This window comes from Aeromonas jandaei (assembly GCF_037890695.1).
Classification (GTDB): domain Bacteria; phylum Pseudomonadota; class Gammaproteobacteria; order Enterobacterales; family Aeromonadaceae; genus Aeromonas; species Aeromonas jandaei.
This window is the reverse complement of sequence record NZ_CP149571.1, coordinates 2,192,719-2,217,042: the sequence shown is the minus strand read 5'-3', so window position 1 is coordinate 2,217,042 and position 24,324 is coordinate 2,192,719. Positions and strand designations below refer to the sequence as shown.

General features: G+C 59.8%; 24 protein-coding genes, 2 tRNA genes and 1 pseudogene. 18 read left to right on the top strand and 9 right to left on the bottom strand.

The annotated features are described in order from the left end of the window. Positions 1-149: 149 nt before the first annotated feature. Complete coding sequence (locus WE862_RS10715; protein WP_042030551.1) at positions 150-629, top strand: hypothetical protein; 480 nt, start codon at positions 150-152, stop codon at positions 627-629. Between the two features lies 1 nt (position 630). Here WE862_RS10715 and WE862_RS10710 read toward each other — a convergent pair whose 3' ends face one another. Both WE862_RS10710 and WE862_RS10705 read right to left on the bottom strand, forming a co-directional pair. Beyond that, positions 631-1,110: a putative 4-hydroxy-4-methyl-2-oxoglutarate aldolase gene (locus WE862_RS10710; protein WP_041208276.1), complete on the bottom strand. Its 480-nt coding sequence runs from the start codon at positions 1,108-1,110 to the stop codon at positions 631-633. Between the two features lie 42 nt (positions 1,111-1,152). Then, positions 1,153-1,560 carry a DUF3293 domain-containing protein gene (locus tag WE862_RS10705; protein WP_082035435.1) on the bottom strand — a complete coding sequence of 136 codons (408 nt, stop codon included), beginning with the start codon at positions 1,558-1,560 and terminating at the stop codon, positions 1,153-1,155. Between the two features lie 395 nt (positions 1,561-1,955). Between WE862_RS10705 and arcA the strand changes: the two genes are divergently transcribed. Next, positions 1,956-2,675 (top strand): two-component system response regulator ArcA, encoded by a 720-nt coding sequence (arcA, locus tag WE862_RS10700; RefSeq protein WP_005338193.1) that lies wholly within the window; start codon positions 1,956-1,958, stop codon positions 2,673-2,675. A 145-nt stretch (positions 2,676-2,820) separates the two neighbouring features. Here the strand turns inward: arcA and WE862_RS10695 are convergent. Together WE862_RS10695 and WE862_RS10690 are read right to left on the bottom strand one after the other, a co-directional pair. Continuing rightward, positions 2,821-2,895 (bottom strand) — tRNA-Gly (locus WE862_RS10695). A gap of 15 nt (positions 2,896-2,910) precedes the next feature. Then, a tRNA-Gly gene (locus WE862_RS10690) sits at positions 2,911-2,984 on the bottom strand. A 201-nt stretch (positions 2,985-3,185) separates the two neighbouring features. On the opposite strand from WE862_RS10690, the gene cydD reads away from it, so the two are divergent. From cydD to WE862_RS10670, 4 genes are all read left to right on the top strand, one after another. Beyond that, positions 3,186-4,955 (top strand): heme ABC transporter permease/ATP-binding protein CydD, encoded by a 1,770-nt coding sequence (gene cydD, locus WE862_RS10685; protein ID WP_042030553.1) that lies wholly within the window; start codon positions 3,186-3,188, stop codon positions 4,953-4,955. Then, on the top strand, positions 4,948-6,678 hold the full coding sequence (gene cydC, locus WE862_RS10680) for a heme ABC transporter ATP-binding protein/permease CydC (protein ID WP_042030555.1): 1,731 nt from the start codon (positions 4,948-4,950) through the stop codon (positions 6,676-6,678). Before cydD ends, cydC begins: the two co-directional genes overlap by 8 nt. Positions 6,679-6,840: 162 nt before the next feature. Beyond that, positions 6,841-7,212 carry an Rcs stress response system protein RcsF gene (gene rcsF / locus WE862_RS10675; protein ID WP_033113362.1) on the top strand — a complete coding sequence of 124 codons (372 nt, stop codon included), beginning with the start codon at positions 6,841-6,843 and terminating at the stop codon, positions 7,210-7,212. A gap of 6 nt (positions 7,213-7,218) precedes the next feature. Further along, the gene (locus WE862_RS10670; protein ID WP_042030557.1) at positions 7,219-7,605 is read left to right on the top strand and encodes a DUF488 domain-containing protein; all 387 of its coding nucleotides are present in this window, start codon (positions 7,219-7,221) and stop codon (positions 7,603-7,605) included. 97 nt (positions 7,606-7,702) lie between these two features. Here the strand turns inward: WE862_RS10670 and WE862_RS10665 are convergent, their stop codons facing one another. Then, a complete protein-coding gene (locus WE862_RS10665) occupies positions 7,703-8,683 on the bottom strand; it encodes an NAD-dependent epimerase/dehydratase family protein (protein WP_042030559.1) in 981 nt (326 codons plus the stop codon). A 231-nt stretch (positions 8,684-8,914) separates the two neighbouring features. On the opposite strand from WE862_RS10665, the gene tsaA reads away from it, so the two are divergent. Both tsaA and WE862_RS10655 read left to right on the top strand, forming a co-directional pair. Continuing rightward, a complete protein-coding gene (gene tsaA / locus WE862_RS10660; RefSeq protein ID WP_042030561.1) occupies positions 8,915-9,619 on the top strand; it encodes a tRNA (N6-threonylcarbamoyladenosine(37)-N6)-methyltransferase TrmO in 705 nt (234 codons plus the stop codon). Between the two features lie 282 nt (positions 9,620-9,901). Beyond that, positions 9,902-10,450, top strand: coding sequence for a cytochrome b (locus tag WE862_RS10655; RefSeq protein ID WP_042030562.1), 549 nt, complete (start codon positions 9,902-9,904; stop codon positions 10,448-10,450). 60 nt (positions 10,451-10,510) lie between these two features. Here WE862_RS10655 and WE862_RS10650 read toward each other — a convergent pair whose 3' ends face one another. After that, positions 10,511-11,185: a bactofilin family protein gene (locus tag WE862_RS10650; RefSeq protein ID WP_042030563.1), complete on the bottom strand. Its 675-nt coding sequence runs from the start codon at positions 11,183-11,185 to the stop codon at positions 10,511-10,513. A 212-nt stretch (positions 11,186-11,397) separates the two neighbouring features. Here WE862_RS10650 and WE862_RS10645 point away from each other — a divergent pair, with 212 nt between their 5' ends. The 3 genes from WE862_RS10645 to WE862_RS10635 all read left to right on the top strand — a co-directional run bounded on the left by WE862_RS10645 (position 11,398) and on the right by WE862_RS10635 (position 14,281). After that, entirely contained in the window at positions 11,398-12,072 is a 675-nt protein-coding gene (locus tag WE862_RS10645) for a response regulator (RefSeq protein WP_033113361.1), read from the top strand. Next, positions 12,072-13,457, top strand: coding sequence for an ATP-binding protein (locus tag WE862_RS10640; RefSeq protein ID WP_042030565.1), 1,386 nt, complete (start codon positions 12,072-12,074; stop codon positions 13,455-13,457). The genes WE862_RS10645 and WE862_RS10640 overlap by 1 nt, the downstream gene beginning before the upstream one ends. A 146-nt stretch (positions 13,458-13,603) precedes the next feature. Beyond that, complete coding sequence (locus WE862_RS10635) at positions 13,604-14,281, top strand: hypothetical protein (RefSeq protein WP_042030567.1); 678 nt, start codon at positions 13,604-13,606, stop codon at positions 14,279-14,281. Between the two features lie 290 nt (positions 14,282-14,571). Here WE862_RS10635 and WE862_RS10630 read toward each other — a convergent pair whose 3' ends face one another. After that, a complete protein-coding gene (locus WE862_RS10630; RefSeq protein ID WP_042030568.1) occupies positions 14,572-14,913 on the bottom strand; it encodes a DUF805 domain-containing protein in 342 nt (113 codons plus the stop codon). Between the two features lie 495 nt (positions 14,914-15,408). Here WE862_RS10630 and WE862_RS10625 point away from each other — a divergent pair, with 495 nt between their 5' ends. The 4 genes from WE862_RS10625 (at position 15,409) to WE862_RS10610 (ending at position 17,133) form a co-directional block, all read left to right on the top strand. Beyond that, entirely contained in the window at positions 15,409-15,867 is a 459-nt protein-coding gene (locus WE862_RS10625) for a hypothetical protein (protein WP_042030570.1), read from the top strand. 144 nt (positions 15,868-16,011) lie between these two features. Then, positions 16,012-16,290 (top strand): putative quinol monooxygenase, encoded by a 279-nt coding sequence (locus tag WE862_RS10620; RefSeq protein ID WP_225628263.1) that lies wholly within the window; start codon positions 16,012-16,014, stop codon positions 16,288-16,290. A 45-nt stretch (positions 16,291-16,335) separates the two neighbouring features. Next, positions 16,336-16,767 (top strand): N-acetyltransferase, encoded by a 432-nt coding sequence (locus tag WE862_RS10615; protein ID WP_339058743.1) that lies wholly within the window; start codon positions 16,336-16,338, stop codon positions 16,765-16,767. Positions 16,768-16,884: 117 nt separating this feature from the next. Further along, positions 16,885-17,133, top strand: a complete 249-nt coding sequence (locus WE862_RS10610; protein ID WP_005347440.1) for a DUF3297 family protein — start codon at positions 16,885-16,887, stop codon at positions 17,131-17,133. Positions 17,134-17,224: 91 nt separating this feature from the next. On the opposite strand, the pseudogene WE862_RS10605 reads toward WE862_RS10610, so the two are convergent. Both WE862_RS10605 and puuR read right to left on the bottom strand, forming a co-directional pair. Further along, a pseudogene (locus WE862_RS10605) lies at positions 17,225-18,502 on the bottom strand (NAD(P)/FAD-dependent oxidoreductase). Between the two features lie 45 nt (positions 18,503-18,547). After that, complete coding sequence (gene puuR, locus WE862_RS10600) at positions 18,548-19,150, bottom strand: HTH-type transcriptional regulator PuuR (RefSeq protein WP_042030579.1); 603 nt, start codon at positions 19,148-19,150, stop codon at positions 18,548-18,550. A 353-nt stretch (positions 19,151-19,503) separates the two neighbouring features. On the opposite strand from puuR, the gene WE862_RS10595 reads away from it, so the two are divergent. The 3 genes from WE862_RS10595 to WE862_RS10585 all read left to right on the top strand — a co-directional run bounded on the left by WE862_RS10595 (position 19,504) and on the right by WE862_RS10585 (position 24,148). Next, entirely contained in the window at positions 19,504-20,967 is a 1,464-nt protein-coding gene (locus tag WE862_RS10595; RefSeq protein WP_164537424.1) for an NAD-dependent succinate-semialdehyde dehydrogenase, read from the top strand. Positions 20,968-21,148: 181 nt separating this feature from the next. Next, positions 21,149-22,438, top strand: a complete 1,290-nt coding sequence (gabT, locus tag WE862_RS10590; protein ID WP_042033089.1) for a 4-aminobutyrate--2-oxoglutarate transaminase — start codon at positions 21,149-21,151, stop codon at positions 22,436-22,438. Between the two features lie 366 nt (positions 22,439-22,804). Continuing rightward, positions 22,805-24,148: an APC family permease gene (locus tag WE862_RS10585; protein WP_041208437.1), complete on the top strand. Its 1,344-nt coding sequence runs from the start codon at positions 22,805-22,807 to the stop codon at positions 24,146-24,148. The last annotated feature ends 176 nt before the right edge of the window (positions 24,149-24,324 follow it).

Here is a 24,324-nt window from a genome sequence, read left to right as displayed (position 1 = left end):
CTCTTAATGATTGGACTCATCAATACGGCAGCCTGTTTAACATGCTCAGCGCCTCAGCCAAAGCGATTTATTGTGATCGGAGTTCACTTAACTCCGCTCTGGCATGTGCCATGCTTAAGCTCAGTTCCGGACCCAGGGAGGGGAAAAGAATGACCAAGGCGCTTCTCATCACACTGCTCGCATCCTGCACCAGCGTGGCCGCTCAGGCTGCCGACTGGGATCTCTTCAAGCAGCCAGCCGACCCCGCACTCTATGTGAAAAGTTACTCCGGGGTGCTGCTCAACAGTCAGAGCCATCACAGCGACAGTTTTGATCTCTGGCTGGTCAACAGCGGCTATCAATATCCGCTGATGGATGATGTCAGCCTCTTTATGGAAGCGGGACCGGCGGTGGCGGATCAGAACCGCCAATCAGGTTTCAACATGAGCTCGGGGGTTCGCTATCAGCTCTCCCCCGCCTTCAATGTCGGCAGCCAGATCCGCCATCTGGAGCTCAATCAGGGCAGCACCCTGCTGGAGCTCAACTCCAGCCTGCTGCTGACGCCCAGACTCTCCCTTACCGCCAATTACGGCGTCAGCACCTTCAAAGCCGATCAGGCGCTGAGTCTTGGGGTGGGTTTCAACTTCTGAATCAGATCAGCGGCGTGGCACTCACCACCACGCCGTTGCGATCCGCGTAGATGTAATCCCCTTCATGAATGGTCACGCCGGCAAAGTTCACTACGGCGCCAAGCTCGCCCTGCCCGCGCTTCTCGGTCTTGACCGGACAGGCCGCCAGCGCCTTGACCCCGAGCGCCAGTGTCGCCAGAGTGCCCACATCCCGCGCCGCACCGTGGATCAGGATCCCCTCCCACCCCTGCTCCACCGCCTTGATGGCCAGTTGATCACCAAGCAGAGCCCGGCGCAGTGACCCCCCCCCGTCAATCACCATCACCTTGCCCTGGCCGGGACGATTCACCAGCTCCCGCACCAGACTGTTGTCCTCGTAGCAGGAGAGGGTCACGGCGCGACCATAGAAGATGGCCTTGCCACCAAAATCGTGAAAACAGGGTTCAGCCACTTGCAGCATATCGCCGTGCTGATCGCAGAGGTCGGGCAGAAGATCCAGCATGATTTGATTCCTTTCAGATGCATGAAGATGTTCATTCTTTCATCAACAATCGGCTCTGACAATCCAGAAAGCAGCGATATCTCCCAGACAAACTGCTGATTTATCGCTTAATACCGGCACCAGCCAGAGCTGTCCCTTTTCGATCCAGTAGATGGCGTTCTGGCCAAAGCGGGCAGCCAGTGCGCAAGCCTCTGGCAGGGGCAGCGCCACGGCGAGCGAGGACTCGCGCCAGCTTTCGTCCGGTGCCGCTCCCCACACAGGGCCAGCCATATTGACGCCCGGCATGGACTCCAGATGACGCCAAAGTGCCCGCTCGCGACGCCGGTTGCGACGCTCTCCGACCCATTGGCTGGCTGGATTCCAGGCTGTAACGATGGCAAATTCGGGCCAGGAAGGCATTCCAAATGGCGCTAAAAAGCAAATTTTCTTGTAGTTTTCCCACAAAATCATGTCAATCACATGTTACATTCCATTACATTTTATAGGGGCGAAAACCCGGTTAAGGCCAAGTATGATGCTGTTGTGCCACGGTTTGACCTATATCAAAACAGAGTTAAAAAGTTGCTATCTGACGGCAAAGGGTGTTGTTATGCTCCTGTTAACTGATAAAATGCGGCAACTTCGTAATGGATGACCTTTCCAGGCTTTGCTCGAGTAGTCTTCTCGGGAACCTATAAGTGGCACAGGGATATTTGCCGATACTGATGCCAAATTCACACTATGCCGACCTGACCTTCATACCCAGGATGACGTAATTAATTTTCAGGATCAGTCAGGAAATCGGCTTGAAACGCCAAGAAGTGTTAAATTTAAGATAATTAACTGATAAGAATCTGGGAATACTCATGCAAACACCACACATTCTGATCGTCGAAGACGAACTGGTCACTCGTAATACCCTGAAAAGCATTTTCGAGGCAGAAGGCTACATCGTACTCGAGGCCAACAACGGCGACGAGATGCATCAGGCCCTCACCTCTCACACCATCAATCTGGTGATCATGGACATCAACCTGCCGGGTAAAAACGGCCTGTTGCTGGCCCGCGAGCTGCGCGAGAACGACAACATCGCCCTGATGTTCCTGACCGGTCGCGACAACGAAGTAGACAAGATCCTGGGTCTGGAGATCGGCGCCGATGATTACATCACCAAGCCGTTCAACCCCCGTGAACTGACCATCCGTGCCCGCAACCTGCTGAGCCGCACCATGAACGTGGCTGCCGGTGGCGAAGAGAAGAAGCTAGTTGAGCGCTACCTGTTCAACGGCTGGGCGCTGGATATCAACAGCCGCGCACTGGTCAGCCCCACTGGCGACATGTTCAAGCTGCCGCGCTCCGAGTTCCGTGCCATGCTGCACTTCTGCGAAAACCCGGGCCAGATCCAGACCCGTGCCGAGCTGCTGAAAAAGATGACCGGCCGCGAGCTCAAGCCCCACGACCGTACCGTCGATGTGACCATCCGTCGTATCCGCAAGCACTTCGAAAGCGTCAACGATACCCCGGAGATCATCGCCACCATCCACGGCGAAGGTTACCGTTTCTGCGGCGAGCTGGAGCAGGAGTAATTCCGCACCGCTTACCCATCCGAAGAGGCGCCCGTGGCGCCTTTTCTTTTTCCGGACCCCGGTGCGCCATGAAGAGTGGCAAAGAGAAGCAAATTGCGGACAAACAAAAAGCCCACTCGCATGAGTGGGCTTTTTGCTTTGAAGCTGGAGCGGGCAGCGGGAATCGAACCCGCATCATCAGCTTGGAAGGCTGAGGTAATAGCCATTATACGATGCCCGCCTGGCATCTGAAATTTGGAGCGGGTGATGGGAATCGAACCCACGTATGCAGCTTGGGAAGCTACCGTTCTACCATTGAACTACACCCGCGTCAGGGCTCCTACTATATGCATTTTGCCGGTGAGCGCAATGCCGTCCTTGCCACTTTTTTCAATAAATCAATCTGTTCGGACAAGGATTGAACAGTCGGTTGCTTTTTCAAGCAAACATTTTCAACACAGATAATTTACAAGGTTGCCAAGGCCAAACGGCGAGGATAGTCTTGCGCCACTCGACGCGAGGATGGTGGTAATGGATAAAAAAACGCAAAAACGTCTCTATGGCTGGTTGCGCACGCAATCGAGTCACGGTCGCCGCTGGATCACGATTTCCATCGCTTTTGGCCTGGGTCAGGGCATTCTGATGGTGGCGCAAGCCTGGCTGCTGGCGACCCTGCTCCACGGCTTCATCATTGAGGGCAAACAGCCGGAACAATCCATCACCCTCTTTATTACCCTGCTGCTGGTAACCCTCGGCAAGGCGGCACTCGCCTACGGCCGCGAAGTGGCCAGCTTCAAGGCCGGCAGCGCGGTGCGCCAGACCATCCGCCAGCTGGTACTCACTCGCTTAAGCCGTCTCGGCCCTGCCTATATCCAGCGTCGCCCGGCTGGCAGCTGGGCCAGCCTGCTGCTGGAACAGATTGAAAACATGCAGGATTTCTTCTCCCGCTATCTGCCGCAGATGGCCATCGCGGTCTTTATTCCGGTGGTCATTCTGGTGGCCGTATTCCCGGTCAACTGGGCGGCGGGCCTGATCCTGCTGGGCACAGCACCGCTTATCCCCATCTTCATGATCCTGGTCGGTGTCGGCGCCGCCGATGCCAACCGCCGCAACTTTCAGGCGCTGGCCCGTCTCTCAGGCCACTTCCTCGATCGCCTGAAGGGGCTGCGAACCCTGCAACTCTTCATGCGCACCCAGGCGGAAGGCGACGCCATTCGCGACGCCTCGGAAGATTTTCGCGAGCGCACCATGGAAGTGCTGCGCCTTGCGTTCCTCAGTACCGCCGTACTGGAGTTCTTCGCCGCCATCTCGGTCGCGCTGGTCGCCGTTTACTTCGGCTTCTCCTATATCGATCACCTCGATTTTGGCCACTATGGCAGCAAAGTTACTCTCTTTACCGGCCTGTTCGTGCTCTTCCTTGCCCCCGAGTTCTACGCACCGCTGCGGGAACTGGGTGCCCACTACCATGCCAAGGCACAGGCCATCGGCGCTGCCGAACAGCTGCTCGAATTCCTCGAAGCCGAGGTGAGCGAGCCAGCCGCAGGCAACACCCCTTTTCACGCCGACAGCCCCATCAGGGTGGAAGCCAAAGGTCTGGAAGTGCTGAGCGCCGAGGGCAAGGTGCTGGTCGGCCCCATCGACTTCACCCTTGAGGCCGGTTCACGCACCGCCCTGGTCGGCATCAGTGGTGCCGGCAAAAGCTCGCTGGTCAATGCCCTGCTCGGCTTTGCCCCCTATCGCGGCGAGCTCAAGGTAAATGGTCAGGAGCTGGCCACCCTCGATATGAGTCAGTGGCGCCTGCAACTGGGCTGGCTCTCGCAAAACCCGCAACTGTTCCACGCCTCTCTTCGCGACAACCTGCTGCTGGCCAAGCCAACAGCCAGCGATGCCGAGCTGGAGGAGGCCCTGAAACGGGCGCAGGCATGGGAGTTTGCCATGGAGAAGGGGTTTGACTATCCGGTTGGCGATCAGGCTGGCGGCCTCTCGGTCGGTCAGGCCCAGCGCCTCGCACTGGCGCGTACTCTGCTCAAGTCAACCCAGCTGATGGTGCTGGACGAGCCGACGGCCAGTCTGGATCGCCACTCGGAGCGCGCCATCATGGCCACCCTTGAAGAAGCGATGGCCAACCAGACCCTGCTGATGATCACCCACCGCCTCGACCAGCTCGGCCAGATGGATCAGATCCTGGTGCTGGAGCGCGGTCAGCTGGTGGAACAGGGCAACTTCCAGCAACTTTGTCAGGCAGAGGGGCCGTTCGCCCGGCTGCTCTCCCAACGTTCCGAGGGCTCTCTCGATGACTGATCTCTTGCCGTTTCTGCGCCTCTACCGTCAGCATTGGCTCAGCCTCTCCCTCGGCCTGCTGCTGGCACTGGTCACCCTGATTGCCGGGATGGGGCTGCTGTCCCTCTCCGGCTGGTTCCTCTCTGCCGCCGCCGTTGCCGGGATGGCAGTCGCCAGTCGCGACAGCTTCAACTACATGACGCCGGCTGGCGGGGTGCGCTTCTTCTCCATCATCCGCACCGCCGGTCGCTGGGGTGAGCGAGTAGTAAGCCACGATGCCACCTTCCGGGTACTGACCCGGCTGCGGGTCTGGTTCTGGCAAAAGCTCTCGCCACTCTCCACCGGTACGCTGGCAGGCTTTCGTCAGGCGGATCTGCTCAACCGGCTGGTGGCCGACATCGACGCAATGGACCACGTCTACCTGCGCCTGCTCACCCCCATCGGTGCCGCACTGCTGGGCACGGGCGCCATGGTGCTGTTCCTCTCCCTGTTCGACAGCCGTCTCGCCCTGACCCTTGGTGCCATTCTGCTGTTTGGCATGATCGCCCTGCCGCTGGTGTTCTACTTCCTCGGCCGTCGCCCCGGTCAGGCACTGATCGCCGAAAAGGCCAGCCTGCGCACCCGCATGGTGGACTATCTGGATGGTCAGGCCGAGTTGCAGATGTTTGCCGCCGTCCCCAAGGCTCTCGGTGAACTGCAACAGGCCGAGCAGGCACTGCTCGCCGCCCAGGCCCACATGGCCAAAGTGAGCGGGCTGGCCAACTTCTCGGTGCAACTGCTGAGCGGCTGGACCCTGACCCTGATGCTCTGGATGGCAGGCCACGGCGTTGCGGGCGCGGCTCCCGATCCCGTTACCGCCCTGATGGTATTTGCCACGCTGGCGAGCTTCGAAGCGCTGATGCCGCTGGCGGGATCCTTCCAGCACCTCTCCACCAGCCTCACCTCGGCACGCCGCCTGAACGAGATCCTGCAAGAGGCCAAGGCGCCCGAGTGGGGCAGCGAGCAGGCTCACGCCAGCCAGGGTTCCCTGCAGATCAATGACCTCTACTTCGGTTATCCCGGCAATCCGCAGCCGGTGCTGCGCGGCTGCACCCTGCAACTGCACGCTGGCGAGAAGCTGGCGCTGCTGGGCCAGACCGGCTGTGGCAAATCGACCCTGATGGGCCTGCTGACCCGCGAGTGGAGCCCGCAGGCGGGCAAAATCCTGCTGGGTGGCAAGCCGCTGACCGACTACAGCGAAGGGGCGCTGCGCGCCTCCATCTCGGTGGTGAGCCAACGGGTACACCTCTTTGCCGATACCCTGCGCGGCAACCTCAAGCTGGCGGCACCGACCGCCACTGACGAGCAGCTGGTTGAGGTACTGACCCGGGTTGGCCTTGCCACCCTGCTGGAAGATGAGGCGGGTCTGGATGCCTGGCTCGGCGACGGTGGCCGCCCGCTCTCCGGTGGTGAACGCCGCCGTATCGGTATCGCCCGCGCCCTGCTGCACGATGCGCCGCTCTGGCTGCTCGATGAGCCGACCGAGGGGCTAGACAGCCAGACCGAGCGGGAGATCATGGCGCTGCTGTTCACCCTGGGGGCCGACCGCTCCATGCTGCTCATCTCCCACCGTCTGCTGGGACTGGAGCAGATGGATCGCATCGCCCTGATGGAAGAGGGGCAGATCCGCCTCTGCGCCCCCCATCAGGAGTTGCTGGCAGATGAGTACTATCGCAGCCTGCATCAGCGGCTGGCACCGGCCTGATATCTGCCTGATGGCGGTCACACCCTGACATTCGGGGTCAAAACGGGGCTGGCCGCCACAGGCGACTGGCCCCTATAATGGCCCCTCATTATTCAACAAGATGCCGACATGGAGCGCCTGCGCCTTTCTACTGTCCTCATCACCGACACAAGATACGAGATGATGAAACGCCTGATCCTGATGATGCCCCTGATTGCCTCCGGCTGTGCCAACTACGCCTTCAACAGCAATCTGGATAAAGAGAACTTCGACGACTACTTCAAACCCGGTAGCGTGCGGATTTACGAGCAAGCTCAGCTGGCCGATCTCAACTACCTCTACCTCGGCACCGTCGAGGGGGAATCGTGCCAGGCCGATGCCAAGCAGCCGGTGCCCAACGCAGGTGAAGCGCGCACCCTGGCTCGCCGCCGCGCTGCCGACATGGGCGGCAACGGCGTCACCTTCGACAAGTGCAGCGAATTCAGCGATACCCCCGGCTGCCTGAAGCAGGTGATCTGCTACGGTCAGGCGCTGAAAGTGGCTGAAGAGAAGTAACGACTCATGGCGCTCGCCATCGTGCGTCTCGGCTCGCCCCGTCTCCCCGACGAGGGGCTGCGGATCGGCACGGTACGTCGCCCGCCCCGCGGCGTACCAAAGACCGAGTTTGCCAGCCAGAACTGGTATGACGTCTGGTTCCCCAACCTCGCCCCTAGCAGCGAAACCATGAAGCTGGGGCAGGCCGCGGAGACCCCGGCCCAGTGGGCAGCGTTTGGCAAACAGTACAAGGCCGAGATGGCGCAACCTGCCGCCAGGCATGATCTGGCACTGCTGGCCGCCCTCTCCCACACCACCAACCTGTCGGTGGGTTGCTACTGCGAGCAGGAGTCCCGCTGCCATCGCGCCATTTTGCGGGAGTTGCTGGCGGCCGCAGGTGCGGACATCCGCTAGCACCCGCATGCCATGCCGGTAAAAATAGAAACAAGAGGGCATCATTACGATGCCCTCCTGTTTTCAGGTATGGCATAACGTGCCAATTCGCTATGCGCTATCGCACCTGCTGGCGCAGCAGCGTCTCTTGCTCAACGGTCATCCCTTCAGCCACCGCTGCATCCGGCGTTCGTACCAGCCACTCAGCCAGATCAGCGGCCGTCTCCTCCAGCGGCCGGAAGTTGAGACCATGCACAATGGCCGCCTCGGCGCTGATCCGGCCATAACCGGCATACTCCGGTAACATATTGGGCAGCAGGGTCGGATAGCTCAGCCAGGGCTCAACACCGGCCGCCAGCAGTGCCGGCCAGGGCACCCAATCAGCCTCTATGGGGGAGGCAACTCCCACTCTCGCCGCCAGCCGCTCGACCCAATCGGCCAGCGCAATGCCCGGTTTGACCAGATTGAAAACTCCCGCCAACTGCTGCTCGGCAGCCCGCAGCACAAACTCGGCGCAGTCGCGCACATCCAGATATTGCAGTCGATCCTGCCCCGCCCCCGGCAGCAGCCAGCGCCCACCCTGTTGCACCCGCTTCACCCACCAGGCCATGCGGCCGGTGTGATCATGGGGGCCGCACAATACGCCCGGGCGCAGGATGCAGAGCCGATCCCCCCAGCGGGCGCGATACACCTCTTCGCACACCACCTTGAGCGGGCCATACTCCTCGGGCTGCTCTCCCCCACCGATGACATGCAGGGGCGCCGATTCATCCATTCCGGGTTGAGCAAAGTCGCGATAGACGCTGATGGTGGAGATAAAGATGAGCCGCTCGCAGCGCCCGAGCAGGGCCGCCGACAGGCTCGCCGCATGCTCTGGCCGATAGCAGCAGGTATCGATGACCAGATCCCACTGCAGCCCCTCTCCCTGCAGCGCACCCAGATCGCCATTGCGATCACCGGTGAGCTGTACCAGCTCCCGCCAGTCGGGATGCTGGTGATGGCCGCGATTGAACAGGGTCACCTCGTGACCCCAATCGAGCGCCAGCGCAGTCAGGTGGCGCCCCAAAAATCCGGTGCCACCGATAATCAGCAGTTTCATCCCTCTCCCTCCTCATCCATCCGGCTTACTGTTACGGTCTTCGCACCGTGGCGAGCCAGCACCGCCCCTCCTGTTTGTCCCACCCTACGCAACTTGGCGCCAAGGCACAGCCCTCGATATACCGGGATGAGACGGGGATCACGGCAGCCGACGGCGAGGGCGCCGCACGGGGAAACCTGCGTTTTGGGGCCGCATGTGCTAAATTGCCAGGGTTTTCAGCCAGGATCCGCCATGAAGTTCGAAATCGACACCCTCGGAATTATCCGCTCTCCCTACAAGGAGAAGTTCGCCATTCCGCGCCAGCCCGGCCTGGTCAAATCGGCCCGTGCCCGCCTCGAGCTGCGCCCCCCCTACGATCAGCCGGACGTGCTACGCGGCATCGAGCAGTTCTCCCATCTGTGGCTCAGCTTCGTCTTTCACCAGACCATGGAGCAGGGGTGGAATCCGACGGTTCGCCCGCCGCGCCTGGGCGGCAACGAGCGGGTCGGGGTCTTTGCTACCCGTTCCACCTTTCGCCCCAATCCGCTCGGCCTCTCGGTGGTCGAGCTGCACGGGGTGGGTCGCGAGCGCGGTAAACTCTGGCTGGAGCTGGGGGCCGTCGACCTGCTCGATGGCACTCCCATCGTCGATATCAAACCCTATATTCCCTATGCCGACAGCTTGCCGGAGGCCCGTGGCGGCTTTGCCCCCGATGCCCCGACCCCGCCGCTGACGGTGAGCTTCAGCACGGACGCAGAGTTGCAGCTGCAAACATGGAGCCAGCGCTACCCCGAACTGCGCCAGCTGGTGAGCGAAGTGCTGGCACAGGATCCACGCCCTGCCTACAAGAAGGGCAAGCCGGACGAGAAGGAGTACGGCGTGCGGCTGTTCAACTGCAACGTCCGTTTCCGGATCAGCGAACCCGCCTGCCTGGTCATTGCCATCGAACCGGCCTGACCATCAGGGTCAGGCCAATCTTTTCACGGGCGCTTCACACTGCTCACGGTTTAATTAACCTGTAAATTGTGTGGTATTGATCAGCTCCTCAACGAGCCGGCAGTGATACCATCTCCATGGCAGTATCATGCGGAAAATACAGACGATTTTCCTCTAACGGGCGCTCCGGCCTGCACCTGTGTGCATCCGGCAGGCGTCGCCAATGGAACTGGCCTCCTCCGATCGTTTCGCTCATCGGGAGATGCCACACGGATGTGACTCTTTGACTGAAGGAAACCAACCATGCTGATGAACAGTGAACAACGCTACGGCACCCTGAGTCTCGGGCTGCACTGGCTCACCCTGTGGGCCATGATCGCCGTCTATGCCCTGATCGAATTTCGCGACATTTTTCCCAAAGGAGACCCGGGTCGGGACCTGATGAAGGAGTGGCACTTCATGCTGGGGCTGCTGATCTTCGCACTGGTCTTTGTCAGACTGGCCCTGCGCTGGATGAGCCCGACGCCGCGTATCGTGCCCGAGCTCTCCCCCCTGATGCACAAGCTGGCCAAGCTGGCCCATATCGCCCTCTACGGCTTCCTCATTCTGACCCCGCTGTGTGGCTGGCTGCTGCTGAGCGCCGCCGGCAAGCCCATCCCCTTCTTCGGGTTTGAGTTGCCTGCGCTGATATCGCCGAGCCCTGACGCCAAAGGGTTTATCAAGGATGTGCATGAGACTCTGGGCAACCTGGGTTATGCCCTGATCGCCCTGCACACTGTGGCCGCCCTCTTCCATCACCATGTGCTCAAGGACAACACCCTGACCAATATGCTGCCGCCACGCCGCAGCTAAGGCGTTGCAGACAGACAAAAGAGGGGGCCACCATGGCCCCCTCTTGCTATCCGGCATCCATCACGCCTGCCTGGCCAACTGCTCGCTGCCTTTGCCACGCCCCTCTTTGGCCAGTGCCTTCACATTTCCTTTCCCCTCGACGGGCACGCTCTCTAGCTCCTGATTGGCTGGTACCGGTGCGGGAGAGCTGGCAGAGCTCTCATCCGGACGAGAGTGACCGATAAAGTTGCCTCCCTTGCTGATGGAGAGGCTGCCGCCCTTGAACGTCCCCTGCATGCGGCCACTCTCGAGTATTTCGACTTCGGCGGCAGAGCAGGTACCATCCAGCAAGCCATTGATGATGACATGGGGAGCCTTCACCTCTCCCTCGACACGACCACCCGCCATGATGCGCAGGATCCCGTCGCTCAGCACTATGGTGCCGACCAGCACTCCACGCACCTCCAGATCCCCCTCAAGCTGCAACTCCCCCTTGAAGCGGGCACCTGCGGCGATCACCGTTGCCTTTTCCGGCACTGAGCCCTCGCTCTTGGCTTTTCGTCCAAACATTCCGAATCTCTCCCCCAACCAGACAAGCAGAACCAGCGGCATGGGCGCCACTGGCCATAAATAGGCATCCGACCCCAGCACATAGAGCAGCAGTGCCGCACCCCAGCAGAGCCAGACCAGATAGAGAAGGTCGCTACGCTCCCGCTCCTGCAGGTGGCATCGCCACCTGATGGCCATCTCTCTCATCACCACACCCTTTGCAGCATGGCCAGTCAGCAAATGCCGATGCGATGGCCATCGATAACAACATGCTCGGGATAGACGACCAATCGGAGGAAACTCTGAAGCCCGGGTGATTCAGTCCCGATACAGGCGGGAGGCATTAGGATACGGATTGACTCCGCATAGCGAACATCTTCTAATTGACTGCTTGGATCCCTATGACCGCCGCACACACCATGAAAATTCTCCTGGTCGAAGACGACAAGCTGCTCAATCACCACCTCTCCTCTCTGCTGACCGAAGCAGACAATCAGGTCTACAGCACCGATCAGGCAGGGATTGCGCAGCACTATGCAACGGATTACCCCATCGACGTGGCCATCATCGATCTGGGTCTGCCTGATATGGATGGCCTGCAACTGATCCGCGAACTGCGCGAAAAGCAGATCCCCTTTCCCATCATCGTCCTCACCGCCCGTGGCAACTGGCAGGACAAGGTGGAAGGACTGGAAGCAGGTGCCGATGACTATCTGGTCAAACCGTTTCAGAAGGATGAGCTGCTGGCGCGTCTCAACGCGCTGGTGCGCCGCAGTGCCGGCTTTATCTCGCCGCGAGTGAAAGCGGGTGACTACGAGCTCGATCTCTCCCGCAAGGAGCTGACCATCGCCGGTGAAGTGGCCGTGCTCACCAGCTTCGAATACCTCATTCTGGAGTACCTGATGCGCAACGCCCGTCAGGTGGTCTCCAAGCAGCAGCTGCTCGACCAGCTCTACGGCGATGGCGAAGGGGATCCCAACACCATCGAGGTCATGGTGAGTCGCCTGCGCAAGAAACTGGATCCGGAGGGGACGATTCAACCCATCTCCACCATCCGCCGTCAGGGTTACATCTTCAACCTGTCGTGCAACTGATGCGATTCTGCCCGCTACTGCGGATGGTGCGGGTGCTGCGCCGCTCGCTGCATATCAAGCTGCTGCTCAGCTCCCTGCTGGTCATCGCCCTCAGCATGGGCTTTGCCGTCTATGCCCTCTACCTCGGCCATGTCGAGGAGCAGACCCAGAAAGCGAGCGCCCGGATGCAGGAGAACCTGGCCAAACTCTTCTCCTCGACCGAGCCGAGCCATGGCGGCCCTACCGATCTCAGCCACATCTCCCGCAATGCCGGGGATGCCGACCTCGATACCCTGATTTGCCGCGCCGATGGCGAGCGTATCTGGTCGAGCCTGCACATGCCGGAAGTGATCAAGGCCAAGGAGAGTATCTGTGGCGACCTGATGCAGTATCTGGGGGGGATGGATCTCGACTACTTCTTCAAGAAGCACACCATCAAGAACGGCGAGAGCTACTTCGTCTACAGCCTGCGTTTTATCCGCAATCCCGGCAACGGCACTACTGCATACTACGTAGTGATGATCGATTCGGCCAAACGCTACCACGCCGAATCCCTCGCCTATCTCGGCCATATCGCCCGTCAAGCGGTGCTCGCCTACATGCTGCTGGCCAGCCTGCTGCTGCTCACCACCTACTGGAGCCTCGGCTCCCTGCGCACCATTGCCCGCCAGATCGATGACATTCGCTCCGGCAAGTTGGACTCTCTCTCCAGCGACTTCGAGCAGGAGCTCACCCCGCTCACCGAGTCGGTCAACCAGCTGCTGGAGAACGAACGGCAACAAACCCAGCGCTACCAGCACGCCTTGAACGATCTCGCCCACAGCCTGAAAACCCGGCAGGCGCTGATCCAGATGACCACCCGCGAGCTGGATCTGGGCCGGGAGATCCATGACAACATCAACGAGCAGATCCTCACCATGGATCAGATGATCCAGTACCAGCTCAGACGCGCCGTCACCGGCCGCCAGCGCCTTGCCAGCAAGGGAACCGAGCCGGTGCCACTCATCGAGAAGCTGCTCGCCAGTCTGACCAAGGTCTACCGTCACAAGAAGCTGCAAACCCACTTCACATTCGATGATGATGCCCTGTTCCACGGCGAGCAGGGGGACTTGATGGAGTTAATGGGCAACCTGCTCGACAACGCCTGCAAGTTTGCCATCAGCGAGGTGCGGGTGACCCTCCGTCGCCATCTCGAGCGCCTGCGCATCGAGGTGGAAGATGATGGCCCCGGCATCGACGAGGCCAAATCCGAACAGATCTTCCAGCGCGGCGTGCGCGCCGACAGCTCCCCGGGTCAGGGCATCGGTCTGGCGGTAGTGACCGAAATCGTCCACAGCTACGGCGGCCAGATCCGGGTGGATGAATCTCCTCTTGGCGGTGCCCGTTTTACCCTGGACTTGCCCTGACCTCCGGCCAGCCTCCCTGCAAAACCTCTGCGTTGCGGGCCCTTTAGCGGCCCGCAACCCTTTGCTCATCAGACCACATATTGGTCGCATTCATGTCCCTCGATGTTACAATCCGGTCACAAAAAATCGGGAAAGGTAATGAAAACATGAAGATCCGAATGCTATTGCTGGCCGCCCTGCTCTGCCACGGCGCCGTACAGGCGCAAGAGAAGGCCCCCGATGGCTGGCAAGATGGCCCCATGACCCGTCTCAAGGCACAGGCCCTGCTGCAAACCCTCAACGCCACCTTGCTGAGCAACCCGAGTGCTACCGTCACCCTGCAAAACTGGTGCGCCGACCACAAGATGGCGGGCGAACCGCGCATTCGCGCCCTGCGTGACCAGACAACACGCAAACCAGCCGATGCCGCCACCCGCGAGCTGTTCAAGATCAGCGCCGATGAGCCGGTGGGCTATCGTCGGGTGCAGCTAACTTGCGGTGATCATATCTTCTCGGAAGCGGACAACTGGTATGTCAAAAGCCGCCTCACTCCGGAGATGAACCAGCTGCTCGACAGCAGCGACACCCCGTTCGGGCTCGCGGTCAAGGCGCTCAACTTCAGCCGCAAAACCCTCTCTTCGACCCTGCTCTGGTCACCCCTGCCGGCTGGCTGGGAGATGAAGATGCCCGCCATCACCACCAGCAAGGCGCCATTGGCCATCCCCGAGCAGGTATTGCAGCACCGTGCCCTGCTCTCCCGTGAAGATGGCACGCCGTTCAGTCTGGTGGTCGAGACCTACCGCCGGGATCTGTTCTCCTTCCCGCTGGATGCGGGCAGCAAGTGAACATGGACGGGATATAAGGGGAGTCGCCCCGGTGCAGTGGATGGGGCAATGCAGTAGGCGGAAAGTAATGAGAGCTCGATAACCGGCACAATGCGCAAGCGCTGGTCGGTTATCGACTTATTGATGTGGCATAAAAAAGGCCATCCGGCCAGATCTGTATCCGGATGAGCCGGCATTTATATCAATAGGCATATCAAACGGCTTGATATAAAAAGAGGCCGGACTCTTTCCATTTAGTCCAGCCCCAGGCTACACGGGAGCGATGCATATCAGGCTTCAGGATGCACGGCTTAAAGCGGTGCGGCACCATAACGGTTGGCATATGGGTTGCCACGCTTGGCCTTGAAAAAGAGCACCATCAGCGGGCCGATAATCGGGATTAATCCCAGCAACAAAAACCAGCCATTGCGGTCAATATCGTGCAGACGACGCACACTCAATGCCCAGCAGGGCACAATAATAAAGAGACCATATACGCCCATCAGTTTGTAGCCATAATCCAGCTGTTTGGTCAGCAGCGAGAGAATGACACAAATAACGGTGTTGATAAGTACAAACATCCAATATTCTTTGCGCGAGGCCCGTCCTTTGAAATCAGCAAATTTCTGAATTGCACGAAAATACCAGTTCATAAAAACTCCAGCTTCTGCGTCTATGTTGATTTTGCACGGAGGAGACAGAAATAAGCGATAACATACCCATCGGTATTGATGTTGGTCGCTTGTCATGACCTGCTGCGGCCAGACAAAGATAATGGGACATTGCGATATTCAGCAAGGGGATTTGGATTATAAAATATAAAAGAAAACACCACATTAATCGCCAATATGACCGATGAGCGCCGCCAGCTGCGCCAGCCCTGACTTTGCGCAATGTGACAGGCCGCTGGTTTTAAAGATTTTTGATAATTTTTGATAACTTTTCATCGTGCGAACGCGCACAATAAGGGCTTTGCAGCAGAGCCATAGGGGTGTTTCCGGTCAATGCTGGCCCCGCAAGCCGCACGGTAACGAATGGCAGCTGAAGAATGGAAGCTGGATAACGGCAGCCAACAGTGCGGTAACTGGATAAACGCTACGTTGGCAAGCCAGGCTCAATAACAGCGCATGGATATCAGGGATGACCAGATGAACAAGACTGCGGCTATATTCTCCATTCTCTTCAGCATGAATCTCCATGCAGGCCAGACCATTAACAGTGATGCTCATCCGGTTATCGGGGTATGGCGCCTCAATTTTGCCGATACCAGCTGTTATGAAGAGTACGACTTCAGGGCGGATGGCCGTCTCTATACCTCGGCAAACCAGCAGCAGATCGAATCATCCTATATTATTGAACGCGAGCCATCCGCTTCCGGATTTTACAAGCTGGAAGAGCATATTCTCAATGAGAATGGCGGCAAAGATTGCTTTGATATGTCGCAGAATGAGGATACCGACTATGTCTACTATCTGAAATTTTCGCCATCGGAAGATCAGTTGTTAATCTGTCTCGATGAGAGCGATGAAGAGTGCATTGGCTATTTTATTCGTCAGTCCAGTCCGCACCAACAAAAACTCCAGCAGATAGCGGTAACCACCATGTAGCCCCTGTCTTTATGGATTCCATTTATTTTGTGCTGGCCAGATATTTAAAATATAAAAAGAGGTTGGGTGAGTTCACAGCAAATAAAAACATCTGACCTTGCTTCGACAATACATCTAACAATGTTGCCCACCAAAGAGATAAATATGGTTGTGCTAACCGGTTATATCATTGTGCCTGCCTCCGATTTACCAGCCGTCATGGGGGAGCTTGATAACCATATCCAGCTGACCCGACAGGAACATGGCTGCCAGCAGTTCGAGGTGATGCAAAGCAGACTCAATCCATGCCGCTTCGAGGTCTGCGAGACCTTTCGCGATCCGGCCGCCTTTGCCGCCCATCAGGCCCGGGTCAAAGCCTCCCGCTGGGGGGATATCACGGTCAATGTCGAGAGACACTATACCGTGACGGGACTTGGCGAATAGCCGTAGCCCCTCGCCTATTTTCCACCTTCAACGATTGAGGGACTTATGATCCGCCCATTATCAGAATCCGATCTCGATGCCGCAGTCGAGCTCTGGTATCAGGCCTCGGTCAAGGCCCACGGCTTTATTCCCGCCGACTTCTGGCATGCGCAGCGTGCAGCGATGCGGGATATCTATCTGCCCGCCAGCGAGAGCTGGGTTTATGACGACCAAGGGCTGCTGGCGGGGTTTATCTCCTGGCATCAGGGCTCTGTTGCCGCCCTCTTCATCGCCCCGAGCTTGCAATCACAGGGGCTGGGTCGCCAGCTGCTCGACCACCTCAAGTCACGGCATGAGCAACTTGAGCTCACCGTCTACGCCGAGAATGAGCAGGCGCGACGCTTTTACACCCGCAACGGCTTTCACGAGGGGGAGCAGAGAATATGCGAGCATAGCGGCCACGCCGAGATCATCATGCATTGGCAGCGGGGCATCTGAAGTCAAAAACAGTGGCTGATTGCTGACATGCTGCGGCAGGGCGGGCAGGCGTTACCTTGAATGCCATGACGCCATTCTCTACAATGCCCCACTTTATATCCATTTCGGGTCATAGCCATGAGCGATACCAGCACCAAGCCGGCACTGCCGGATCACCTCTCCTGCAATCCCCGCAGCCCCCACTATGTGGCGGCCTGCTTCGAGCATCCGATCGGTATTCGCCTGAACGGCAAAGAGCGCACCGACGTCGAAGAGTACTGCATCAGCGAAGGCTGGGTGAAGATCCCCTCCCCCAAGGCGCTGGATCGCCGCGGCCAGCCCATCCTGATCAAGCTCAAGGGCACCGTCGAAGCCTATTACAGCTAATTGCAGCTGCCCGCTTCGGTTAAAAACAAGGCCACCCTCGCGGTGGCCTTGTTGTTTGCGTCGCTCAGCCCTGACAACGGGCTGAACGGGTTTATACCCCCAGCCGATCGCGCAGGGTGTACCAGGCGGCGCCGGCGGCGGTGAAGGGGATGCGGAACAACCGGCCACCCGGGAAGGGGTAGTGCGGCAGTTTGGCAAACGCATCGAAGCGCTCCGCCTGACCGCTCAGCACTTCGGAGAGCAGCTTGCCCGCCAGATGGGTACAGGTGACCCCATGGCCGCTGTAGCCCTGCATGTAGTAGATGTTGGGGCCGATGCGGCCAAACTGCGGCAGGCGCGACAGGGTGAGCAGGAAGTTGCCGGTTCAGGTGTACTCCACCTTGACGTCAGCCAGCTGCGGGAAGGTCTTGAGCATCTTGGGGATGATCAGCCGCTCGATATCTTCCGGATCCCGCGCGCCATAGACCACGCCGCCGCCATAGATCAACCGGTGATCGCCGGAGGTACGGTAGTAGTCGAGCAGGTAGTTGCAATCCTCCAGACAGTAGTTCTGCGGCAAGAGTGAACGGGCCCGCTCCTCTCCCAGCACTTCGGTGGCGATCACCTGGGTGCCGCAAGGCATGCTCTTGCTGGCCAGTTCCGGCACCAGATTGCCGAGGTAGGCGTTGCCGGCCACCACGATAAAGCGTGCCTTCACCGCTCCTTTGGCGGTCTTGACCAGCGCCGGCTGACCCGGAGTGATGCTGGTGACGGCGGACTGCTCGAAAATCTGCCCCCCCTGGATGCGGATCGCTTCCGCCTCCCCCAGCGCCAGATTGAGGGGGTGAATATGGCCGCCGCTCTTGTCGAGCAGGGCGCCGACATAGCGATCGCTCGCCACCACCTCGCGCACCCCCTTGGCATCGAGCAGCTCCAGCTGCTCATTGCCCCACTTCTCCCAGCGCGCCTTCTGCGCCTTGAGCTCGTGGAACTGCTTCTCGGTCTCGGCGGCAAAGACGCCCCCCTCCTGCAGATCGCACTGGATGTTATAGTGCTTGATCCGCTCACGGATGATCTGCCCCCCCTCAAACAGCATGGAACCGAGCAGCCTGGCCTGATCCGGCGGGCAGTTCGCTTCTATGGTGTCAATGTCGCGGCTGTAGGAGTTGACGATCTGGCCGCCGTTGCGGCCGCTGGCGCCAAAGCCGACTCGTGCGGCCTCCAGTACCACCACCTTGTAGCCCTTCTCTACCAGATGCAGGGCGCTGGAGAGGCCGGTATAACCCGCCCCGATGACGCAGACATCGCACTCCAGCTGCTCAGTCAATGTCGGGTAGGGCGCGTGTTTATTGGCGCTGGCTGCGTAGTAACTGTTTACATGTTCGGTCATGATCCCTGTTTCCTTACCGGTTCTGTTGCCAAACTACTGTCAGGATTAAAAGCTCGCCGGGGTGTGGGCACTGACGATGCGGCAGGTCTGCCCCGACGGATTGCTGAAACTGTGGGGCTCGCCGGTGTCGATCACATAGCTGTCGCCCGCTTCGAGTTGATAGCTCTGGCCTGCCACCGTCAGGGTCACCGACCCCTCCAGCACAGTGCCGACCTCCTCCCCCTGATGCTTGACCTGCCCGCCGGTGTCGGTGCCGGGGGGATAGGTCTCCAGCATAAAGCCGAGCTGGCGGCGGTTGTTGCCATTGTGCACCAACTTCATCGAGACCCCCTGACTGCCCAGCTCGATAAGCTGTTCAGCCTTGATCACCACGCTGCAGGTGCGGCTCTCCTCCTCGGCGAAAAAGCGCGACAGCGGCAGGCCATAGACGGTGAGCAGCTTTTGCAACGACGCCACCGAGGGGCTCACCTTGTCCTGCTCTATCATGCAGATGGCACCGTGGGTCAGGCCGCTCAGCTCCGCAGCCCGCCGCTGGGAGAGCCCCAGCTGATGGCGCACTGCCGCCAACCGCTCGCCCATGGTACGGGCACCACTCTGCGGCACCAGCTGCAGACGAGCCTCGCACTCACTGCTCTGTGGCCCGCTCATGGCAGGCCCCCTCTCATCTTCAGCCTGCACTCCCGCAACATGGGTCATCTCCCTCTTCCCTCTGGTTAAAATAGCGGACCAGCACCATCCCTGGCTGTTTGCGATGCTACACACACATCGTTAATTATTTTGCACACCCCAACCATCACACCAAGCCACCGGATCGGGGTAAACTGCGCTACACAGCCCATTTTCTAGCACGCAGCACACCAACAATTCAAATATATTTAACACTTGAAAAACATTTCAGCTCAATTTATGGTCTCCCTGTGCTTATTATTTTATACGGCAGCACCACAGGATGAGCCGCATCATCGCCACCTTGCTGCCAGGTTTCACCATTGAGGCTTGCCATGTCCGCTACCAGCTCCAATCAAAGCTTGATCAAATCCCGCGCCTATATAGATGGTCAGTGGTGCGAGGCCGCCAGCGGCCGCACCTTCGAGGTCACCAATCCGGCTACCGGTGCCGTGATCACTCAGGTGCCCGACATGAATGAAGAGGATACCCGACGCGCCATCGCGGCCGCCCACGCGGCACAACCCGCCTGGGCAGCCCTCACCGCCAAGGAGCGCAGCAACAAGCTCTACGCCTGGTTTGCCGCCATCACCGCCCACAGCGATGAACTGGCCCGCATCATGACCTGCGAGCAGGGCAAGCCGCTGGCGGAAGCCAAAGGGGAAGTGACCTACGGCGCCAGCTTCATCCAGTGGTTCGCCGAAGAGGGCAAGCGCGCCTATGGCCGCACCATCCCGGGCTTTAGCGGCGATCGCCGGCTGGCCACCATCAAGCAGCCGGTCGGGGTCGTCGCCGCCATCACCCCGTGGAACTTCCCGATTGCCATGATCACCCGCAAGGCGGGCCCGGCGCTGGCCGCCGGTTGCACCATTGTCATCAAGCCGGCCGCCGAAACACCGCTCTGCGCACTGGCGCTGGCGGTACTGGCCGAGCAGGCGGGCATCCCCGCCGGGGTCATCAATATCGTCACCAGCCACCAGCCGAGCGCGGTGGGCAACGAGCTGTGCAACAACCCGACTGTGCGCAAGCTCTCCTTCACCGGCTCGACCCGCATCGGCAAGCTGCTGATGCGCCAGTGCGCCGACACCATGAAGCGCCTCTCGCTGGAGCTGGGCGGCAACGCCCCCTTTATCGTCTTTGACGACGCCGACCTCGACGCCGCCGTGGCCGGGGCGCTCGCCTCCAAATACCGCAATGCCGGGCAGACCTGCGTCTGCGCCAACCGCATTCTGGTGCAGGCCAGCGTCTATGACGCCTTCGCCGAGAAGCTGACTGCCGCCGTCGCCGCCTTCAAGGTGGGAGATGGCATGAGTGAAGGCACCCAGATCGGTCCGCTCATCAATCCGGCCGCCGCCAGCAAGGTCGCCGAGCTGGTGCAACAATCTGTTGCCGCCGGTGCCGAAGTACTGCTGGGTGGCGAGCCCCACCCCGCCGGCCCCCTCTTCTACCGCCCCACCATTCTCGGCAAGGTCGCCAGGGACAACCCCATCCTGCAGGAGGAGATCTTCGGCCCGGTCGCGCCGCTGGTGCGCTTCGAGAGCGAAGCCGAGGCCATCGCGCTGGCCAACGATACCCCCTATGGTCTGGCCGCCTACTTCTATGGCCGCGACATCGCCCGGGTGTGGCGCGTCGCCGAGCAGCTTGAATACGGCATGGTAGGTATCAACGAGGGGATCATCTCAACCGAATTGGCCCCCTTTGGCGGCATCAAGGAGTCGGGTCTGGGTCGGGAGGGGGCAGCCGAGGGGCTGGAGGAGTATCTGGAGACCAAATACCTCTGCTTTGGCGCCATTCGCTAGAGCAATAGCAACAAAAGGCATCGCATTTACAGATGCCTTTTTGCTGCAACCCATCGTTTTGATAGATAGAGGCAGATAGAGCCGAGCAGTCTGATGGGCTGCTCGGCGAGCACGGGCGGTTTGCCGCCCGCCACCAATTCAGTCAGGGAATTTCGGGGCCAGGGCCCCTCAGGGAGGAAAGATGAGTCAGTCAGAATCAAACAAGGCGTGGCAAGCGCGCCGCGAAGCGGCCGTGGTCAACGGCGTTGGCACCCTGCTGCCGGTCTTTATCGACCGTGCGCAGAATGCCGAGCTGTGGGATGTGGAGGGCAACCGCTACATTGACTTTGCCTCCGGCATCGCCGTGCTCAACACCGGCCACAACCATCCGAAAGTGGTGGCAGCGGTACGCGAGCAGCTGGAAAAATTCAGCCACACCTGCTTTCAGGTCACCCCTTACCCAGGCTATATCGAGCTTGCCGAAAAACTCAACGCCCTGGTGCCCGGCCCGACCCCGAAGCGCACCCTGTTTCTCTCCACCGGCGCCGAGGCGGTCGAGAACGCCATCAAGATCGCCCGTGCCCACACCGGTCGCAGCGGCACCATCGCCTTCAAGGGGGGCTTTCACGGCCGCACCATGATGGGGATGGCGCTCACCGGCAAGGTGGTGCCCTACAAGACCGGCTTTGGCCCCTTCCCGGGCGAGGTCTACCACATCCCCTTCCCCGCCGATTATCTGGGGGTGAGTGAAGAGGATGCCCTGCACGCCCTCGACCTCTGCTTCAGCGCCGATATCGAGCCCTCCCGCGTTGCCGCCATCATCATCGAGCCGGTACAGGGCGAAGGGGGCTTCTATCCCGCCTCGCCGAGCTTTATGCAAAAGCTGCGCAGCATCTGCGACCAGCACGGCATTCTGCTCATCTGCGACGAGATCCAGAGCGGCTTCTGTCGCACCGGCAAGACCTTCGCCACCGAGTATGCCGGCATCGAGCCGGACATCATGACGTTGGCCAAGAGTCTGGCGGGCGGCTTCCCCCTCTCCGCCGTGGTGGGCAAGGCAGAGATCATGAACGCGGCCAAGCCGGGCGGCCTTGGCGGCACCTATGCCGGTTCCCCCATCGCCTGCGCCGCCGCGCTGGCGGTATTGCAGGTGATCGAAGAGGAAAAACTCAACCAGAAAGCACTGGATCAGGGTGAGCAGATCAAGGCGGGGCTGCAACGCATAGCCGAGCGTTTTGACTGCATAGGTCAAATTCGCGGGCCCGGTGCCATGGTGGCCATGGAGCTGGTGAAACAGCGCAATGCCGACCAGCCCGATCCCGACCTCACCAAACGTCTGGTGGCCGAGGCGGGCAAACGCGGTCTGGTCCTGCTCTCATGCGGGGTGCGCGCAAATGTCATCCGTTTTCTCGCCCCGCTGACCGCCCCGGCGGCAGTGATTGACGAAGGGATGCAAATCCTTGAAAAATCACTGGAGGCCGCGCTGGCCTGACCAGCAGGAAAGTAACCGCTAACCTGTGCAAAAAAATGCAGTTTTGCCCCCTTTTTTTCTTGTCAAGGGGGCCCTGCAAATGCACAATGCGCCGCCACTGCAAGGACCGGTATTACCACATCTCGCCGGTCCTTTTTTGTACAGTGAACAAACCCATAAACGAGGCCGGATCACCCCCGGAAAAGATAGCGAGATTGGCAGCAATCTCCCGACACCACATTCAGTGAGGAACAACATGGGGCATCTCAATGCTTTCCGACCGGCTCTGGCCGGTGCGCGCCACCCCGGCGCCCTTGATTCCCGGGCCTCTTTCCCGGTTTCGTTGATGGAGTGTGCCGCCCCGGCACCGCGTGAGGAACAGGCATGATGAACGCCCAACCGGTTGGTCTGAAAAAGACCCTGAAACTGTGGCAGGTCGTGGTCATGGGTCTTGCCTACCTCACCCCCATGGCAGTGTTCGACACCTTCGGCATCGTTACCGAGATCACCGAAGGCCATGTCCCTACCGCCTACCTCTTTGCCCTCATCGGCATGCTGTTCACCGCCCTGAGCTACGGCCATCTGGTGCGCAAGTTCCCGTCGGCAGGCTCCGCCTATACCTATGCCCAGAAGGTGTTCCACCCCTATGTCGGCTTTATGGTGGGCTGGACCTCCCTGCTCGACTATATGTTCATGCCGATGATCAACATGCTGCTGGCCAAGATCTATCTGCAGGCGCTCTTCCCGAACGTAGAGCCCTGGACCTATATCTTCGGTCTGGCGGCGGTGATGACCGCCCTCAACCTGCGCGGCATCAAACTGGTGGCCAACTTCAACAGCGTCATCGTCATCATGCAGTTCAGCATCATCGCCGTCTTTATCGGCCTGATCGCCTGGGGCGTGCACAATGGCGAGGGGCTGGGCACCGTGGCCAGCAGCCGTCCCTTCTTCTCCGAGCAGATCAACATCTCGCCGCTGCTGATGGGGGCCTCGATCCTCTGTCTGTCGTTTCTCGGCTTTGATGCCATCAGCACCCTGTCGGAAGAGACGCCGGATGCGGATCGGGTGATCCCGCGCGCCATCGTGCTGACGGCGCTGATCGGCGGTGTGCTGTTTGTCACCACCTCCTACTTCCTGCAGCTCTTCTTCCCGGACATCTCCCGCTTCCAGCATCCGGATGCGGTGCTGCCGGAGATCGCCCTCTATGTCGGTGGCAAGCTGTTCCAGGCGGTCGTGCTGGTCTGCACCACAGTAGCGGTACTCGCCTCCGGGCTCGCCTCCCACGCCGGCGTATCGCGCCTGCTCTACGTGATGGGACGGGATCGCGCCCTGCCGAGCCGCTTCTTCTCCTATGTGCATCCGAAGTGGCAGACCCCGGCCTGCAATGTGCTGCTGGTCGGCCTGCTCGCCCTCTCCGCAGTTTCGTTCGATCTGGAGATGGCGCTAGCCCTGATCAACTTTGGCGCGCTGGTGGCCTTCACCTTCGTCAATCTGGCGGTGATTGCCCACTTCTATGTGAAGCTCGGTCGCAACAAGAGCCTCAAGGATCATCTGATCTATCTACTGCTGCCGCTCTGTGGCGCCGCCTGCATCGGGGTGCTGTGGCTCAACCTTGAGCCCTCCTCCTTCGAGTTGGGTCTGATCTGGGCTGCGCTCGGTGCCATCTACCTCTTCCTGCGCCTGACGGTGTTCCGCATTCCGCTGCGCACCAGCGAGGAGATGGCGCAATAAGCCAGCCGCGCGGATAAAACGATAAAGGAGCCTGCGGGCTCCTTTGTTTTTACTCTGTCATGCTGATTGTTTAGCGCGTTGCTCTTCGTTTTAACGCTTTGCGGTTGCTCTCCTTCACTGCGCTGGCGATCCCCCTGATCTGCTGTATGTGATGCGGTTATGACCGCCACCTTTTG